This window comes from Bradyrhizobium sp. 2TAF36, assembly GCF_052114925.1.
Taxonomy (GTDB): domain Bacteria; phylum Pseudomonadota; class Alphaproteobacteria; order Rhizobiales; family Xanthobacteraceae; genus Bradyrhizobium; species Bradyrhizobium barranii.
On record NZ_JBFRFR010000054.1, the window covers coordinates 1 to 17,770 of the forward strand.

Below are 17,770 nucleotides of genomic sequence, written 5' to 3' on the forward strand. Positions count from 1 at the left end.
ATTGTGGACCTGGTCGGCGGCGTAATGATCGCCCTCCATCGCGCATTCCAGGTGCGTGACGAAGGTCGGGCGTTCGATGGTCAGGTTGTCGTTATCGTGCATGGGTTGGTTTCCTTCTTATTTTGCAAACGGCTCTCTGCTCGTCATTGCGAGCGCAGCGAAGCAATCCAGAATCTTTCCGCAGAGGCCGTCTGGATTGCTTCGCTGCGCTCGCAATGACAGCGGCGGGCGGCGATGGCGCCCATCAAATATTCAAAACCCTTCCATACGCATCGAGCACAGCTTCCTTCATCATCTCCGACAGGGTCGGATGCGGGAACACCGTGTGCATCAGCTCTTCTTCGGTCGTCTCCAGGTTCATCGCGACGACGTAGCCCTGGATCAGCTCGGTGACTTCAGCACCGACCATATGGGCGCCGAGGAGCTGACCAGTCTTCTTGTCGAAGATCACCTTGACCAGGCCCTGATCCTCGCCCAGCGCAATCGCCTTGCCGTTGCCGACGAACGGGAAACGGCCGACGCGGATCTCTCGGCCGCTTTCCTTCGCCTTGGCTTCGGTGAGGCCGACGGAGGCGACCTGCGGCTGGCAATAGGTGCAGCCCGGGATCAGGTTCTTGTCCATGGGATGCGGATGCAGGCCCTTGATGGCCTCGACGCAGATCACGCCTTCATGCTCGGCCTTGTGCGCCAGCATCGGGGGACCGGCGACGTCGCCGATGGCGTAGATGCCGGGGACGTTGGTCTTGCCGTAGCCATCGATGACGATACAGCCCCGGTCAGTCTTCACACCGAGCTTTTCCAGGCCGAGATTCTCGATATTACCGACGACGCCGACCGCCGAGATCACGCGCTCGAACTCGGTGGTGACGGGCTTGCCCTTGCCATCGTCGATGGTGGCGACGACGCTGTCGGTCTTCTTCTCCAGCTTCGTGACCTTGGTCGAGGACATGATCTTGATGCCCTGCTTTTCCAGACGCTTGCGGGCCAGGCCGGCGATCTCGGCGTCCTCGACGGGCAGGATCTGCGGCAGCACCTCGACCACGGTGACGTCGGAGCCCATGGTGTGGAAGAACGAGGCGAACTCGATGCCGATCGCGCCGGAGCCGACGACCAGCAGCGACTTCGGCATCTTCTCCGGGACCATCGCTTCGAAATAGGTCCAGATCAGCTTCTTGTCGGGCTCGAGCCCCGGCAGCACGCGCGGCCGCGCACCGGTTGCAATAATGATGTGCTTGGCCAGGTAAGCCCCCTCGCCCAGCGCTCCCTTGGGGCCCTCGACGTCGGACTTCTTCACCGTGACCTTGCCGGGCGCGTCGATGGAGGCCGCGCCCCAGATCACGCTGACCTTGTTCTTCTTCATCAGGAAGCCGACGCCGTCGTTCAGCCGCTTCGAGACGCCGCGCGAACGCTGCACCACCGCCTTCGGGTCGAACGAGACCTTTTCYGCCGACAGGCCGTAATCCTTGGCGTGCTGCATGTAGTGGTAGATCTCGGCGGAGCGCAGCAGCGCCTTGGTCGGGATGCAGCCCCAGTTCAGGCAGATGCCGCCAAGATAGGACTTCTCGACGATCGCGACCTTGAAGCCGAGCTGGGCAGCGCGGATCGCGGTGACATAGCCGCCGGGACCAGAGCCGATGATGATGACGTCGAAGGATGTGTCGGCCATGGTGGCTCCCGTTCAACTCAAGCGGTCGTTGCGCCGCGGGCGCGGCGATTGCGGATGTAGGTTCTGATCAGCCATTCCGAGAGAATGGCGGCCGCCATGACGGCGAAGATGGTGAGCGCGATCGGCGCCCAGATGTTGCGCGACAGCGCCTCGCCGGCGAAGAAGGCGGAGTCAACGATGTCGCGGCCGAGCGGGCTGAGCGTGAGGATCAGCGAGACCAGCATCGAGATCCAGGGCCAGCGCGTCGTCATGCGCCATCTCAGACCATCATCATGACGGGATTTTCGATCAGCTGCTTGAACGCGCCGATCAGCTCGGCGCCAAGCGCGCCGTCGATGGCGCGGTGATCACAGGACAAGGTCACGCTCATCATGTGCGCGATCTCGATCTTGCCGCCGCGGACGACCGGCCGCTCCTCGCTGGTGCCGACCGCGAGAATGGTTGCATGCGGCGGGTTGATCACGGCGGTGAAGTGGCTGATGCCGAACATGCCGAGGTTGGAGACCGCGGTGGTGCCGCCCTGGTATTCCTCCGGCTTCAGCTTGCGCGAGCGGGCGCGCGCGGCAAAATCCTTCATCTCGTTGGAGATGGTGGAGAGCGTCTTGGTCTCTGCCTTGCGGATGATCGGCGTGATCAGGCCACCGGGCATCGCCACGGCAACACCGACGTCGGAATGGTGGTGCTTGACCATGCCGCTTTCAGTCCAGCTGACGTTGCAGTTCGGGATCCTCTGGAGCGCAACGGCCATCGCCTTGATCACGAAGTCGTTGACCGAGATCTTGTAGAGCGGCTTCTTCTCCTTGTCCTTGGGAGCAGCCGCATTGATCTCCTCGCGCGCGGCGAGCAGCTTGCCGATGTCGCAGTCGATGGTGAGGTAGAAGTGCGGGACGTTCTGGATCGACGCGGTCAGGCGCTGCGCGATCGTGCGGCGCATGCCGTCATGCGGCACGATCTCGTAGGAGCCGGGCYCGAACAGCGACAGGATCTGCTTGTCCGACATGGTCGGTGCGCTCGAGGGCGCGCCGGACGGCGCAGCGGCAGGCGCCTTCAGACCCTTGCCGGACTTGGCCTGCTCGACGTCACGCGCCACCACGCGGCCGCGCGGGCCGGTGCCCGTCACCATCGACACGTCGATGCCTGCATCCTTGGCGAGACGGCGCGCCAGCGGCGATGAGAACACGCGGCCGCCATGGCCGTTGCTCTGCGCGGCCGGAACTGCGGCCTGCGGCGCCGGTGCGGCGGCAGGCGGCGCAGCCTTGGGCGCGGCTGCGGGAGCCGGCGCGGCGGTGGGCGCTTCAGCAGCTTTCGGAGGTGCGGCCGAGGCACTGGGCTTGGCGGCACCAGCCGCCTTCACGTCCTCGCCCTCGCCGGCGAGCACGGCGATCACGTCGTTGACCGGGACGTCCTGCGTGCCCTCGGGCACGAGGATCTTGGCGATCGTGCCTTCGTCGATCGCCTCGACCTCCATGGTCGCCTTGTCGGTCTCGATCTCGGCGATGACGTCGCCGGATTTGACCTTGTCGCCTTCCTTCTTCAGCCACTTGGCGAGGTTGCCCTTCTCCATTGTCGGCGAGAGAGCGGGCATCAGGATGTTGATGGGCATGCTGACCTCAAGAAGAACTTTGCAATACGTCGTCTCCGACAGCGAAGACGACCAGGTTTAGTTGCCGATGTCGCCCTGCCACAGGCGCTCGTTGGCAGGGATGGAACGCCAATTCTTCATCATGGTGATGGAGCGGTCGTCGGCAAGGTCGATCCAGGGGATGCCGAACTTGTCGAGGATGTCCTTGGAGCCCGGGAAGGTGACGGATTCTCCGATCACCACCAGCTTCACCTTGAACAGAGCGAGTGCGCCGGCGCACATCGAGCATGGCGACAGTGTGGTGTACATGACGGTGTCGTGGAACGAGATCACGCCGGCCTCGCGCAGGCAGCTCATCTCGCCGTGGAGGATGACGTTCTTTTCCTGCACACGGTTGTTGTGGCCGCGGGCGATGATCTCGTTGCCGCGCGTCAGCACGGCGCCGATCGGCAGGCCGCCCTGCGCGATCGAGGCCTCCGCCTCGCGGATCGCCTCCAGCATGAAATCGAAATGATGGGCTTCGATCGCCACGATCAGTGCCCCTTCCCGCGCGGTGTCGTCGTGCCCGTATCGGTTGGCCGTTCAATCTCCGCCTGGAACATCTCGAGGATCCGGCTCAGCGCATCCTCCTCGGTGTATTCGCTCTCGCGCGCATAGGCGCGCGCCGCGTGACGGGCGAGATCGACGAGCAGGAGGCCCCACATATCGGGCTCCTCGAAGGCGCGCTGGAACGCCATCGACAGCCCGCCGTCCAGCACGAATACGCGCAGGATCTCGACCGCATCGTCGCGGGCGAGGACGTCGGGTGGCAATGGCTGCTCCTTCGGGCCCGCCATGGTTTACCTGTAGCAGACGGCTTTGGCGGCCTCGACCACTTCGGCTGCCGACGGCAGCGCGAGCTTCTCCAGGTTCGCGGCATAGGGCATCGGGACGTCCTTGCCGGAGACGCGCGCAACCGGCGCATCGAGATAGTCGAAGGCGTTCTCCATGATGCGCGCGGCGATCTCGGCGCCGACGCCGCTCTGCGCCCAGCCCTCTTCCACCGTGACCGCACGACCGGTCTTCTTGACCGAGTTGACGATGGTCTCGGTATCCATCGGCCGCAGCGTGCGCAGGTCGATCACCTCGGCCTCGATACCGTCCTTGGAGAGCTCGTCGGCGGCTTTCAGCGCATAGGTCATGCCGTTCGACCAGGAGATGATGGTGACATGGCTGCCCGAACGCACGATGCGGGCCTTGCCGATCGGGATCACGAAGTCATCGAGCTTCGGCACTTCGCCGGTATGGCCGTAGAGCACCTCGTTCTCGAGGAAGATCACCGGATTGGGATCGCGGATCGCGGCCTTGAGCAGGCCCTTGTAGTCCGCTGCGGAGAACGGCGCGACCACCTTGAGACCCGGGACGTTGGAATACCAGGACGAGTAGTCCTGGCTGTGCTGGGCGGCGACGCGCGCGGCGGCGCCGTTCGGGCCGCGGAACACGATCGAGCAGCCCATCTGACCGCCGGACATGTAGAGCGTCTTGGCCGCTGAGTTGATGATCTGGTCGATCGCCTGCATGGCGAAGTTGAAGGTCATGAACTCGACGATCGGCTTCAGCCCGGTCATGGCAGCGCCGACGCCGATGCCGGCAAAGCCGTGCTCGGTGATCGGCGTGTCGATGACGCGCTTGGCGCCAAATTCCTGCAACAGGCCCTGGGTCACCTTGTAGGCGCCCTGATATTCAGCGACTTCCTCGCCCATCACGAAGACGTCGGCGTCGCGGCGCATTTCTTCGGCCATGGCATCGCGCAACGCCTCGCGGATAGTCTGCGTCACCATCGCGGTGCCGGCGGGCACTTCCGGATCGGGCTCGGCAACGACCTGAGGGGCAGCCGCAGCCTTCGGCGCCGAGATCATCGGCTTGCCTTCGCCGACCGGCGAGCGGGATTCGGCGACTTCCTGCGCGACGCTCGGCGCGGGCGCGGCCGGCGCCTTGGCGAGATCGGCGGCCGTCTCGCCATCGGCGAGGATGGTCGCGATCGGCGTGTTGACGGCAACGTCGGCGGTGCCCTCGGGGATCAGGATCTTGCCGAGCGTACCTTCATCGGTCGCCTCGACCTCCATGGTCGCCTTGTCGGTCTCGATCTCGGCGATGACGTCGCCGGACTTGATCGTCTCGCCCTCTTTCTTCAGCCACTTGGCAAGGTTGCCCTTCTCCATCGTGGGCGACAACGCGGGCATCAGCACTTGAATTGGCATATCGACTCCAAAAGAAAGCTTGCGCGCGTTCAGCGATAAATGTCGGTCCAGAGCTCGGCGGCATCCGGCTCGGGATCATGCTGGGCGAAGTCGGCGGACGCATTGACGATGTCGCGGACCTCGGCGTCGATCGCCTTGAGATCGGCCTCGCTCACCTTGGCCGCGAGCAGGCGGTTGCGCACCTGCTCGATCGGGTCCTGGTCGTGGCGGACTTTTTCGACCTCTTCGCGCGTTCTGTACTTTGCGGGGTCGGACATCGAGTGGCCGCGATAGCGGTAGGTCTGCATCTCCAGGATGAAGGGGCCCTTGCCGGCACGGCACCAGGCCGCCGCCTCCTCGCCCGCGGCCTTCACGGCGCGGACGTCCATGCCGTCGACCTGCATCCCGGGGATGTTGAAGGACGCACCGCGCTTGGAGAAATCCTGCTGCGCCGAAGCGCGCGACACCGAGGTGCCCATGGCGTAGCGGTTGTTCTCGATGACGTAGATCACCGGCAGCTTCCAGAGCTCCGCCATGTTGAAGCTCTCATAGACCTGGCCCTGGTTGGCCGCGCCGTCGCCGAAATAGGTGACGCTGACATTGTCGTTACCACGATAGTGGTTGGCGAAGGCCAGACCCGTGCCGAGCGAGACCTGGGCGCCGACGATGCCGTGGCCGCCGTAGAAGTGCTTCTCCTTGCTGAACATGTGCATGGAGCCGCCCTTGCCCTTGGAATAGCCACCGCGCCGGCCGGTGAGCTCGGCCATGACGCCGTTGGCCTCCATGCCGGTGGCAAGCATATGACCGTGATCGCGATAGCCGGTGATGACCTGATCGCCCTGCTTCAGGGCCATCTGCATGCCGACCACCACGGCTTCCTGGCCGATATAGAGGTGGCAGAAGCCGCCGATCGCGCCCATGCCGTAGAGCTGGCCGGCCTTTTCCTCGAACCGCCGGATCAGGAGCATGTCGCGGAGCGCTTTGAGCTCCTGCTCTCTGGTGAATTCCGGGGGCGAACCGCCGTCGGTCTTGTCCTGTGGAGTGCTTGCGGCGGCTTTCTTGGGTGCGGCCATGGGAATTCCGGGTCAGAGAAAACTTCAGCCCTCTCTAACCCAAGTCAAACGCCCTTGGAAAGGACCGCGGCGGCATGGCGCGACTTTCATTATGCCGCACTGCAACGTGGCCGAAACTTTGCAAAACCTTTGCCGCCGATCGGGCAACTTTAGCTCACCGGTCAGCGAAGGGAACGTGGGCAGCCAACGCAGAGAAATCGGACGCGCCGTTTTGTATCCGAAATCCCACGCGCGTCCGATTCGCCGTGCCAGCCTTACCAGCCCAACTCGCGCAAATACGCCGCACGGGCGGCAACGCCGGTGTGCGTGAAGTCGCTGAAGACCCCATCGACGCCGAGCCGGTAGAATTTGAGATATTCAAGGCTCGGGTCGCCGCGATAGTCGGCGGCAAGATATTTCTTCTCGTTCCGAAACGTGAAGACATGCACGAAAAGACCGAGCTTGTGCGCGTCCGCGACAAGGCTGGTCGCGTCCTGGGTCGAAGCCTCCGGCGTCGATCCCTTGTAGGGCGTGCCGTCGGCATTTGCGTCCTTCCACGGCGCGATCTTGAGCGGAACGATATAGGCCTTCCACGGGCCGATGCCGTCGGCGTAGGTCTTGATCTCGGCAAGCCCCTCGGCCGTCAGCATCGCATCGTACAGGCGCGCATCGCCTGCAACCGTCCAGTCGAACGGGCGCGAATTCGTGATGTTGTTGAGGAGAACCTTGCCGGTTTTGAAGTCGATTCCGTTGCCGTCGACGAGTTGGACCTGCCGCGTCTGGAGGCCGTGGCTGCGCATATATTTCAGGCTGCCGGGTTCGAAGCTCTGGACCAGGATGGGAGCGTCCTTGGTGTTGAGGCCGTTATCCCTGATGATCTTGATCAGGGCATCCTCGAGCGGACGGCTGCCGGCCGCGCCGCAGCCATTGGCGATCGCCTGGGCATTGTTCCAGGTCGGGTTCTTGGTTTCGGGATAGACGAGGATGGACCGCCCGGTCTCCTTGCTCTTGACCTTGGCGATGTCGATGACGTCCTGGAAGCTGATGATCGGGAGCTTGCCGTTGAAGACTTTCGGCCGCTCGTTGGCCGCGTCATAGGTGGTGCCGCCGATCCATTGCTTCAGCTCGGCCATGGTGAAATCGCTGATCGACCAGTCGTTGGTATGATCCTCGCCGTCGACGATCAGCGACTTCAGCACCGATTTGGGATCGGCCGGATCGCTCAGATCCGTCAGGTAGTCGGCAGGCACGCCGGTGGCCGACGGGGCCTTGACGCGCACACCGGGCACGGTTCGCTTGCGGGCGGCGACGGCCGCATTGGTCTTCGCCACCTCGGCAATGTTGGTGTTGTCGCTCAGCCAGGGGTTATGACGCACGACCAGAACGCAATCCTTGGTCAGGTGCAAATCCTCTTCGAGCGCATCGGTCCCGAGCGCCGCGGCGAGGTCGTACGACGCCTCGGTCTCTTCAGGTACCAGGCCCGGCAGGCCGCGATGTCCAAGGACCAGTGGCGCCTTTCCATCGACGGTCAGGAAGGGCTTGGCGCCAGCTGGCGCCGCGCCGGACTGTGCAAAGGCCATCGACAGCGGCAGCACCGCCGCGCCGAACAGCATCGCTGCGACACCCATTGTCCGTCCTGAACGACTGTTCCGCATCACCAAGCCTCCGTCTTTGCCCGGCATCGCTTCGAATGCCGCGGGCGCCGAACCGGATACGGTCGGCTCTGTCGTCTTGTCTCAAGACTCTGACAGACGGATGACGACGGAGAGGGCAGCGCAAGATTGCGCCGCCCTCTCCTGCCCGATCAGATCTTGCCCCATCAGATCTTGCCCAATCAGATCTTGCCCGATCAGAAGAAGCCAAGCTTCTTCGGGCTGTAGCTGACCAGCAGATTCTTGGTCTGCTGGTAGTGATCGAGCATCATCTTGTGGGTCTCGCGACCGACGCCCGACTGCTTGTAGCCGCCGAACGCGGCATGCGCAGGATACGCATGGTAGCAGTTGGTCCAGACCCGTCCGGCCTGGATGGCCCGGCCGAAGCGGTAGCAGCGGTTGGCATCGCGACTCCAGACGCCGGCTCCCAGGCCATAGAGCGTGTCGTTGGCGATCGCGAGCGCTTCGTCATCGGTCTTGAAGGTCGTGACCGAGACGACGGGACCAAAGATCTCCTCCTGGAAGATTCGCATCTTGTTGTGGCCCTCGAACACCGTCGGCTGGACGTAGAAGCCGCCGGAAAGATCGCCGCCGAGCTCGGCACGACCGCCGCCGGCCAGCACCTTGGCGCCCTCCTGCTTGCCGATGTCGATATAGGAGAGGATCTTGGCGAGCTTTTCGCTAGATGCCTGCGCGCCGATCATGGTGTCGGCCGCACGCGGGTCGCCCTGCTTGATCGCGGCGACGCGCTTCAGCGCCCGCTCCATGAAGCGGTCATAGATATCGGCGTGGACCAGCGCCCGGCTCGGACAGGTGCAGACCTCGCCCTGGTTCAGCGCGAACATCACAAAGCCTTCGATCGCCTTGTCGAAGAAGTCGTCGTCCTCGGCGGTGACGTCGTTGAAGAAGATGTTCGGCGACTTGCCGCCGAGCTCCAGCGTGACCGGGATCAGGTTCTGGCTGGCATATTGCATGATCAGCCGGCCCGTGGAGGTCTCGCCGGTGAAGGCGATTTTCGCGATCCGCGGGCTGGAGGCGAGCGGCTTGCCGGCCTCGAGGCCAAAGCCGTTGACGATGTTGAGGACACCGGGCGGCAGGAGATCGCCGATGATCTCGGCCCAGACCATGATCGAGGCCGGCGTCTGCTCGGCCGGCTTGAGCACGACGCAATTGCCGGCGGCAAGCGCCGGCGCGAGCTTCCAGCATGCCATCAGCAGCGGGAAGTTCCAGGGGATGATCTGGCCGACCACGCCGAGCGGTTCGTGGAAATGATAGGCGATGGTGTCGTGGTCGATCTCGCCGATCGAGCCTTCCTGTGCGCGCACCACGCCGGCGAAATAGCGAAAATGATCGATCGCGAGTGGCAGGTCGGCAGCGCGGGTCTCGCGGATCGGCTTACCGTTGTCCCAGGTCTCCGCAACCGCAAGGCGCTCCAGATTCTCTTCCATCCGGTCGGCGATCCGGTTCAGGATCGCGGCGCGCTCGGCGACGCTGGTGCGTCCCCAGGCGGCCTTGGCGGCGTGCGCCGCATCGAGGGCGGCCTCGACATCCTGCGCATCGGAACGCGCGATCTTGCAGACGATCTGGCCGTTCACCGGCGAGGCGTTGTCAAAGTACTTGCCGGAGATTGGCGCGACGAATTTGCCGCCGATGAAATTGTCATAGCGTTCGGCGAACGGAACCTGGGTGACGCCGAGGAATTCCACCTTGTTCATTGATCACTCCCGATGTTTGCTGTTTGCGCAATTCGTCGCGTGTTCACGACTTGCGCCAACGATGTCGCGGGAGCGTTTTCCTGTCAGCCCGGGCGTCAGCGATGGCCGGGGTAACCTGTCGCAGTTCTGCGACAGTCGTGGGCAAGGCAAGGGCCCTCAGTGCTTCAGCTCGAACCGCTTGAGCTTCCTGTGCAGCGTGGCACGGCTGATGCCGAGGGCCTTGGCGGCGGCCGAAACATTGCCGTCCGCGCGCAGCAGCGCCCGCTGCAACACCGCGCGCTGGCCGCCGGCAAGATGGTCATGCGCGGGTTCGCCGCCGAGGAGGTTAGCCGCGGGCACCGGCTGCAAGGGACGGCCGGGCGCAATCCCGAGTCCCACCCGCGCGGACCGGGTCGCGCCGATCACGAGATCATCTGCATCGACCGCGACGAGGCCGCCGGCCTGGCCGTCCGCGCCTTGCGTCAGCACAATGCGGGCATGGGCGAAGGCGCGGCGAAACAGATCGGCCTCGATGCGCCTCGCCGCCTCACCTGCCGCGAGCGCGATCAGATTGGAAAACGTATCGGTCCGGTCGGCGCGGCAGGAGGAGACGTCGAGCACGCCCGCAAACGCCGCCTCGTGGTCGTAGATCGGAACGGCGGTGCAGCTCAGAAGCGTGTTGCGGGTGAAGAAATGCTGGTCGCGGTCGATCGTCAGCGGGCGCTGCTCGACGACGCAGGTGCCGATGCCGTTGGTGCCTTCATGATCCTCGCTCCAGAGCGCGCCGGTCCACAGGCCCCAGGATTGGAACGTCGCATCGTCCACCGCTGTGCCGCGGCGGTCGACCGGCACGCCCGCGCCGTCGGCGAGCAGCACGCAGCAGCCGCTCGCGCCGACCGCCTGATAGAGCCGGTCCATCGCGCCTTGCGCGGCGGCGAGCAGCGGCGCGACGCGCTCGCGCGCCTGCCGCAACTCGACATCGCTCAGCCGCATCGGCGCGCTACGACCGGCGGGATCGAGATGATGCAATCGGGACGAACGGCGCCATGAGGCCACCAGCGCGGAGCGCGCGGCCTGGCCTGACGCAATGGCGGCCTCGACGCGGGCCGCGTGATGCCGGGACATTGGCCCATTCATCACTGTTTCCTCCGGGTGGCAGTCTAGGCTGCGCCGGCATGGCCCGGTTGATCTGCGTCAACTCAGGCAGACGGCGGCAGAAGCCATGGGGCCGTTGCTGCGTTGCCGTCAAGGCGGCAGCCCGGTTCCAAGCCTAAGACTTTCGGTAGAATTGCTACACGATTGTCGGATTTCGGCAGCGGCTTTCGATGCCGGTTTCGAATGCAGCGGCAAACGCTACTTCGCCGGGATCATCCGAACGAGATCGTGTGGATTGACATAGTCGAGCTGATAGCGCGCCCGCTCGTCCAGCATGTCAGGATCGATCCGCGACGTCCGCAGCAGCGACACCCGCTGCTCGCTCTTCGCGCGCTCGCGCTTGAGCTGGGCCAGCTCGCTCGTCAGCGCGATGATCTCCTGGTCGAGTTCCTGACGGGCGTTGAGGCCGTATTTGCCGGTGTAGGCGTTGACGCCGAAATAGCCGACGATAGCGGCCGCCATCGCATAGAGGGCAAGGCCGGTCAGGATCGATTTCAGGCGCGCGCGGGAGACCATCTTGGGAAGATGCGGCAGGTTGGTTAAGGGAGTGCTAATCGCTTCCCCCTTCGCGTTCCAGTCCCTACCCCCAGCCGTCATGCTCGGCCTTGTGCCGGGCATCCACGTTTTTCGTCACCACGAGCCAAGACGTGGATGGCCGGGACAAGCCCGGCCATGACGAAGAAAGACGTCAGCCGTGGTGTTTGGCCACGTGCGCAGCAAACGCGTCGATATAGGCCTGGAGGACGGGCTTCAGAGATTCCTTGGTCAGGTTCCCCTCCGCATCGAAGGCATCGCCGACCGCGTTCAGATAGATCTCCGGCTGCTGCAGGATCGGTCCGGCAATGCCCGGCAGGATGTTCTGCAGCGTCTTGGCGGCGCTGACGCCGCCGAGCGGGCCCGGCGAGTTCGAGATGATGCCGACCGGCTTGCCGTTGAACGAGCTCTTGCCGTAGGGGCGCGAGGCGACGTCGATGGCGTTCTTCAGCACACCCGGGATGGCGCGGTTGTATTCGGGGGTGACGAAAATGACGCCGTCCGACTTCTGCAGCTTCTCGCGGAAGGCCAGCCAGTCCGCGGGCGGCGCGCCCTCGAGGTCCTGGTTGAAGAACGAGATGCCTGCCAGCGTGATGACCTCGAGCTTGAGCGAGGCCGGCGCGAGCTTTGCGAGCGCGTTGGCGACCTTCAGCGAGAAGCTGTCCTTGCGCAGGCTGCCGGCGATCACGACGATGTTGTAGGCCATGGATTGTCCTTGGGGGCTTGAGCGGAAGTTCCGGGGCGGCACTTAAGCGATCCGGGTCGATGGATGCAAGTGCATGAACCGGTTTTGTTTGGAAACGCTGAGTTTCTCGAAAGCAGATGGTCGCTACGATCCAAAAACAATCAGGCCGCCCGAAGGCGGCCTGACGTTTCTCGCAAACCCCTGGCTCGGTTCAGATCGTCGGATTCCAGGCCGACGGGATCAGGCGGTATTTCGCGCCGTCCTTCTCGACATGCCCCACCGAGGGGAAGGTGAAGTGGAAGCCGATCACGGTCGCCTTCTCGGCTGCCGCCATGTCGTAGAATTTGTGGCGCGTCGCCTGCGCCATCGCGCCGTCGTTGTCGAACGCCACGTGCCAATCCGGATTGCGCAGGAAGAACTCCGGAATGTTGGTGACGTCAGACTGGATCAGCACCTTCTTGTCGCCGGAGGCCACCGCGAACGAGGTATGACCCGGCGTATGGCCGGGCGTCGCGATCGAGGTGATGCCCGGCGCGACCTCCTTGCCCCACTCGTATTTCGTGACCTTGGATTCGAGGCCGGCAAAGGTCTTCTTCACGTTGGCGAAGTAGTTCTTCGTCATGTCGTTCGGCGCCTTGGCCGCGTTCTCGTCGCTCGCCCAGAACTCCCAATCCTTCGCCGGCACCATGATCTCCGCATTCGGGAACGCGAGCGCGCCGTCGGCCAGACGAATACCGTTGGTGTGATCAGGATGGAGATGCGACAGCAGCACGACGTCGATGTGCTTCGGGTCGACGCCGGCAGCGGCGAGGTTCTGCAGCGTACGGCCGACCGCGCCCTTGCTCGGCTCGAGATTGGCAACACCGTTGCCGGTGTCGATCAGGACCAGCTTCGAGCCGGTGTTGATGAGCTGCGGATTGAACGGCACCGTGACCATGCCCTTCGGCATGTACGCCGCCTCGCCCGCGGCCAGCGCTTCCTCCTTCGGCAGGTTGACGACGAACTTGTCCGGCATCGGGAAGGTGCGCGCGCCGTCGTTGATCGAGGTGCACTCGTAGCTGCCGACCTTGTAGCGATAGAAGCCGGGCGCCTGTGCCCCGCTTTGCGGCACCGAGGCACTGGCGGTGGTCGGTCCAAGTCCGGTTACGGCCGCCGCGCCCATAGCGGCAGCGCCCGCGAGCAGGTCGCGGCGATTCAGATCAGTCATGGAAGTGTCCCCTTCTTTGCTTGCGGTTGCCCCGCTTTCAATTGCGGCGCAAATGTTCCCCCGCTTCGCTCAGAAGGCAAGTCCTTCTTTGGATGGTGTGCCGTGGCACATCACGAAGATTTATTTGGGTTGATGAGGAATTTTTCGCCGGTGGCCCGTTTGGCGTAGACCGCGATGTTGGCGGGATCGAGCGCCTCCTGAAGCGACACCACCTTGGTGTAGTGGCTGGCGAAGGTCGTCTTCAATTCGTCGACGACGCGCTGGCGCAGCCTGGCTCCGTCCGCCTGCCCGATCTTCATCAGGAACGGAAACAGCAGCCAGCCGCCGACGCCCCAGGCCATGCCGAAGCCGCGCGGCAGCTCGATCGGGCGGATATCGAGCGCGCCGTAGACGTAGACCTGCTTGTGCACGTTGGAGCCGTAGCGGCTGTATTCCTTGGCGGTCTTGTTGATCGCAGCTTCCATGCAGTTGAGGATGTCGCCGGCCAGCTTGCCGCCGCCGATGGCATCGAAGGCGATGGTGGCGCCGGTCTCGACCAGCGCATTGGTGAGATCGCCGAGGAAGCTCGGTGCGGTGGAATCGACGACGTATTTGGCGCCGATCTTGTGCAGGATGTCGGCCTGCTCCTTGCTGCGCACGATGTTGACCAGCGGAATGCCGTCCTTGATGCAGATCTTGTTCAGCATCTGGCCGAGATTGGAGGCGGCCGCGGTGTGCACCAGCGCCTTGTGCCCCTCGCGCCGCATGGTCTCGGTCATGCCGAGCGCCGTGAGCGGATTGACGAAGCAGGAGGCGCCTTCAGCCGGCGTGGTGCCCGCCGGCAGCGGCAGGCACTCGCGCACTTTCAGCGTGCGGTACTGCGCGTACATCGCGCCGCCGATCATGGCGACGGTCTTGCCCATCAATGCCTTCGCGGCATCCGACGAGCCGGTCTTGATGACGACGCCCGCGCCTTCGTTACCGACCGGCATGGCTTCGTCGAGCCGGCCGGCCATCGCCCGCATCGCGCCCTCCGGCACCTTCGCGGTGATGACGGGAGCGTCCTTGCTGCCGGACGCCTTCGCCGTGCTCATATCGGCCGCGCCGACGAGAAGGCCGAGGTCGGACGGGTTGATCGGCGCCGCCTCGACGCGGACGACGACCTCGTCCGCGGCGGGCTCGGGAGTCGGCACGTCGACGAGCGAGATTTCCAGTTCACCGCTCTTCTTGATCAGCGAACGCAGTTGCAGTCCGGTCTTGCCGTCGCTCATGTCGATCCTCCCCTGTCCTAGCTGGAGCGCCGGCTTATGCCAGCGCCTTCAATGCCGCCTTGCCGCCGTAGAGCGCCTGCTTGCCGAGCTGTTGCTCGATGCGCAGGAGCTGATTGTATTTGGCGGTGCGGTCCGAACGCGCAAGGGAGCCGGTCTTGATCTGCCCGCAATTGGTGGCGACCGCGAGGTCGGCGATGGTGGAATCCTCGGTCTCGCCGGAGCGGTGCGACATCACCGAGGTATAGCCGGCCTTGTGCGCCATCTCGACGGCAGCGAGCGTCTCGGTCAGCGTACCGATCTGGTTGACCTTGATCAGGATCGAATTGGCGCGGCCGGCCTTGATGCCTTCGGCCAGGCGCTTGACGTTGGTGACGAAGAGATCGTCGCCGACGAGCTGGCACTTCTTGCCGATGAGGTCGGTGAGCTCCTTCCAGCCGTCCATGTCGTCTTCCGACATGCCGTCCTCGATGGTCACGATCGGATAGCGCGACACCAGGTCTGCGAGGTACTTGGCCTGCTCGGAGATCGAGCGGGTCTTGCCCTCGCCTTCATAGACGTATTTGCCGTCCTTGAAGAACTCGGTCGAGGCGCAGTCGAGGCCGATCACGATGTCGGTGCCGGCCTTGTAGCCGGCCTTGCCGATCGCGTTCATGACGAATTCGAGCGCGGCGTCCGCCGACGGCAGGTTCGGGGCGAAACCGCCCTCGTCGCCGACATTGGTGTTGTGGCCGGCCTTCTTCAATTCCGACTTCAGGGTGTGGAACACCTCCGCGCCGTAGCGCAGGCCCTCGGCAAAGGACGACGCGCCGACGGGAAGGATCATGAACTCCTGGAAGTCGATCGGATTGTCGGCATGCACGCCGCCATTGATGATGTTCATCATCGGCACCGGCAACAGACGCGCCGAGGTGCCGCCGACGTAACGATAGAGCGGCATGTCGAGCGAGTTTGCGGCAGCCTTGGCGCAGGCAAGCGAGACGCCGAGGATGGCATTGGCGCCCAGCCGGCTCTTGTTCGGCGTGCCGTCGAGGTCGATCATGATCTGGTCGATCTGGGCCTGCTGCTCGGCATCGAGGCCGCTCAGGGCCTCGAAGATCTCGCCATTGACGGCGCCGACCGCCTTGGTGACGCCCTTGCCGAGATAGCGGGCCTTGTCGCCATCGCGCAGTTCCACCGCCTCATGGGCGCCGGTGGAGGCGCCGGACGGCACCGCGGCACGGCCGAGCGCACCATCTTCCAGCACGACGTCGACCTCGACGGTGGGATTGCCACGGCTGTCGAGAATTTCGCGGCCGATGATGTCGATGATGGCGGTCATGATGTGCACTTCCGTTCGTTAGGGCTGATCGGTGCCGGGGGTCTTACACGGGCCGCAAGCAAATGTGAACGCTTGGACGGCGTGCTTCGACTGACGCGTGAGCAGGCTCGGACTATCCTTGAAGTCGCCTGCTCTGCGCGTCCAACCTCAATCTGAAACAGTCGGGGTAACGCCATGAACCGCCGCCAGTTTCTTGCCTCGAGCGCTGCCCTCCTCGCCGTCCGCCCAAGTTTTGCGCAGGAGGGCCTGTTCCGGACAAAATATTTCCCCATCAGCGCCGGCATCGGCCTGCACGACCTCGCCCCCGCTCGCGACGGCACAGTCTGGTTCACGGCGCAGGGCAAGGGCATGCTGGGCAGGCTCGACCCCCGGGATGGCAGTTTCAAGACAGTCAGCCTCGGCCAGGGCGCCGCACCGCACGGCGTGACGATCGGCCCCGACGGTGCCCCCTGGATCACCGAGGGCGGCCAGAACGCGATCGCCCGGGTCGATCCCGGCGATCTCAAGGTCACGCTGTTCCGCCTGCCCGAAAAATTCGCCTCCGCCAATCTCAACACCGGCGTGTTCGACAAGGACGGTACCTACTGGTTCACCGGCCAGTCCGGCTATTACGGCCGGCTCAAGCCGGGATCGGGCGAGATGGACGTGTTCAGGGCGCCCAAGGGTGTTGGACCCTACGGCATCGCGGTGACGCCCAAGGGTGAGGTCTGGTACGCCTCGCTGGCTGGGAGCCATATCGCGAGGATTGATCGTGCGACCGGCAATGCCGCCATTGTCGAGCCGCCGACGCCGAGCCAGGGGTCGCGGCGGGTCTGGTCAGATTCGCAAAGCCGGATCTGGGTCAGCGAGTGGAACAGCGGTCACGTCTCGGTGCACGATCCCGCCAACGGCTCCTGGAAAACCTGGAAGCTGCCGGGCGATCGCCCTCGCACCTATGCCGTCTATGTCGACGACAAGGACAAGGTCTGGCTGACCGATTTCTCCGCCAATGCCATCGTCCGCTTCGATCCCACGACCGAGCGGTTCAACGTTTTCGCCAGCGACAAGGCCAATGCCAATGTGCGCCAGCTCGACGGCCGCCCGGGCGAGCTCTGGGGCTGCGAGTCCGGCAACGACCGGATCGTCATGATCCAGACGATCGCGGCTGGTTGACGACGGCGACATTTGCGTCCATCCCGGCACCCTCTGGAGCGCGATCTTATCGCGCTCCGGTTTTTTAGTTGAGCATGATCTTTCGGAAAACCGGTGCCCACTTTTCCGGATCATGCTCGAACAGGATGTGACGACGATGGCGAAGAAATCCCTCCAGCTCGGCCGCGCGGTCGAGTGGCCGCACACACCGGAAGAAGCCCAGCTCGACCGCGTGCCCAATCCGCAAAAGGGCACGGACTATCTGGTGCGCTTCACCGTGCCGGAATTCACCTCGCTTTGCCCCGTCACGGGACAACCGGATTTCGCGCATCTGATGATCGACTACGCGCCCGGCCCTTGGCTGCTGGAGTCGAAGTCGCTCAAGCTCTACATCGCGAGCTTCCGCAATCACGGCGCATTCCACGAGGATTGCACCGTCATGATCGGCAAGCGCATCGCGAGCGAGATCAAGCCGAAGTTCTTGCGCATCGGCGGCTACTGGTATCCGCGCGGCGGCATCCCGATCGACGTGTTCTGGCAGACCGGCCGCGTGCCGAAGGGATTGTGGGTGCCGGAGCAAGGCGTCGCGCCGTATCGCGGACGGGGTTAGTTGGAGAGAATGACG

The 17,770-nt window shown here is 64.3% G+C and carries 17 protein-coding genes; 2 read left to right on the forward strand and 15 right to left on the reverse strand.

Features of this window, described 5'->3' with window-relative positions; all coding sequences use genetic code 11:
• Positions 1-244: 244 nt before the first annotated feature.
• The 15 genes from lpdA to eno form a co-directional block, all read right to left on the reverse strand.
• Complete coding sequence (lpdA, locus tag AB4Z51_RS28340; protein ID WP_354077762.1) at positions 245-1,666, reverse strand: dihydrolipoyl dehydrogenase; 1,422 nt, start codon at positions 1,664-1,666, stop codon at positions 245-247.
• A 17-nt stretch (positions 1,667-1,683) separates the two neighbouring features.
• Positions 1,684-1,917 carry a hypothetical protein gene (locus tag AB4Z51_RS28345; protein ID WP_014495017.1) on the reverse strand — a complete coding sequence of 78 codons (234 nt, stop codon included), beginning with the start codon at positions 1,915-1,917 and terminating at the stop codon, positions 1,684-1,686.
• Positions 1,918-1,925: 8 nt separating this feature from the next.
• Positions 1,926-3,269 carry a pyruvate dehydrogenase complex dihydrolipoamide acetyltransferase gene (locus AB4Z51_RS28350; protein WP_441498441.1) on the reverse strand — a complete coding sequence of 448 codons (1,344 nt, stop codon included), beginning with the start codon at positions 3,267-3,269 and terminating at the stop codon, positions 1,926-1,928.
• A gap of 57 nt (positions 3,270-3,326) precedes the next feature.
• On the reverse strand, positions 3,327-3,779 hold the full coding sequence (locus AB4Z51_RS28355) for a nucleoside deaminase (protein ID WP_014495015.1): 453 nt from the start codon (positions 3,777-3,779) through the stop codon (positions 3,327-3,329).
• A 2-nt stretch (positions 3,780-3,781) separates the two neighbouring features.
• Positions 3,782-4,084 carry a DUF5076 domain-containing protein gene (locus tag AB4Z51_RS28360; RefSeq protein WP_028149595.1) on the reverse strand — a complete coding sequence of 101 codons (303 nt, stop codon included), beginning with the start codon at positions 4,082-4,084 and terminating at the stop codon, positions 3,782-3,784.
• A 3-nt stretch (positions 4,085-4,087) separates the two neighbouring features.
• Positions 4,088-5,488, reverse strand: a complete 1,401-nt coding sequence (locus AB4Z51_RS28365) for a pyruvate dehydrogenase complex E1 component subunit beta (protein ID WP_135213768.1) — start codon at positions 5,486-5,488, stop codon at positions 4,088-4,090.
• Between the two features lie 29 nt (positions 5,489-5,517).
• Positions 5,518-6,540 (reverse strand): pyruvate dehydrogenase (acetyl-transferring) E1 component subunit alpha, encoded by a 1,023-nt coding sequence (gene pdhA, locus AB4Z51_RS28370; protein ID WP_063983080.1) that lies wholly within the window; start codon positions 6,538-6,540, stop codon positions 5,518-5,520.
• Positions 6,541-6,794: 254 nt separating this feature from the next.
• Positions 6,795-8,147 (reverse strand): glycerophosphodiester phosphodiesterase family protein, encoded by a 1,353-nt coding sequence (locus tag AB4Z51_RS28375; RefSeq protein ID WP_135213769.1) that lies wholly within the window; start codon positions 8,145-8,147, stop codon positions 6,795-6,797.
• 221 nt (positions 8,148-8,368) lie between these two features.
• Entirely contained in the window at positions 8,369-9,886 is a 1,518-nt protein-coding gene (gene adh / locus AB4Z51_RS28380; protein ID WP_441498442.1) for an aldehyde dehydrogenase, read from the reverse strand.
• 156 nt (positions 9,887-10,042) lie between these two features.
• Entirely contained in the window at positions 10,043-11,002 is a 960-nt protein-coding gene (locus tag AB4Z51_RS28385; protein ID WP_441498443.1) for a GAF domain-containing protein, read from the reverse strand.
• A gap of 216 nt (positions 11,003-11,218) precedes the next feature.
• Positions 11,219-11,536 (reverse strand): FtsB family cell division protein, encoded by a 318-nt coding sequence (locus AB4Z51_RS28390; protein WP_028149600.1) that lies wholly within the window; start codon positions 11,534-11,536, stop codon positions 11,219-11,221.
• A gap of 172 nt (positions 11,537-11,708) precedes the next feature.
• Positions 11,709-12,260 (reverse strand): NADPH-dependent FMN reductase, encoded by a 552-nt coding sequence (locus AB4Z51_RS28395; protein ID WP_135213772.1) that lies wholly within the window; start codon positions 12,258-12,260, stop codon positions 11,709-11,711.
• Positions 12,261-12,450: 190 nt separating this feature from the next.
• Positions 12,451-13,446, reverse strand: a complete 996-nt coding sequence (locus AB4Z51_RS28400) for an MBL fold metallo-hydrolase (RefSeq protein ID WP_135213773.1) — start codon at positions 13,444-13,446, stop codon at positions 12,451-12,453.
• 110 nt (positions 13,447-13,556) lie between these two features.
• Positions 13,557-14,696, reverse strand: a complete 1,140-nt coding sequence (locus AB4Z51_RS28405) for a zinc-binding dehydrogenase (RefSeq protein WP_085404612.1) — start codon at positions 14,694-14,696, stop codon at positions 13,557-13,559.
• A 34-nt stretch (positions 14,697-14,730) separates the two neighbouring features.
• Positions 14,731-16,014: a phosphopyruvate hydratase gene (gene eno / locus AB4Z51_RS28410; RefSeq protein WP_085404746.1), complete on the reverse strand. Its 1,284-nt coding sequence runs from the start codon at positions 16,012-16,014 to the stop codon at positions 14,731-14,733.
• A 174-nt stretch (positions 16,015-16,188) separates the two neighbouring features.
• Here eno and AB4Z51_RS28415 point away from each other — a divergent pair, with 174 nt between their 5' ends.
• Both AB4Z51_RS28415 and queF read left to right on the forward strand, forming a co-directional pair.
• Positions 16,189-17,166, forward strand: coding sequence for a Vgb family protein (locus AB4Z51_RS28415; RefSeq protein ID WP_135213775.1), 978 nt, complete (start codon positions 16,189-16,191; stop codon positions 17,164-17,166).
• Positions 17,167-17,278: 112 nt separating this feature from the next.
• Positions 17,279-17,755, forward strand: coding sequence for a preQ(1) synthase (queF, locus tag AB4Z51_RS28420; RefSeq protein ID WP_041960296.1), 477 nt, complete (start codon positions 17,279-17,281; stop codon positions 17,753-17,755).
• Positions 17,756-17,770: the final 15 nt, after the last annotated feature.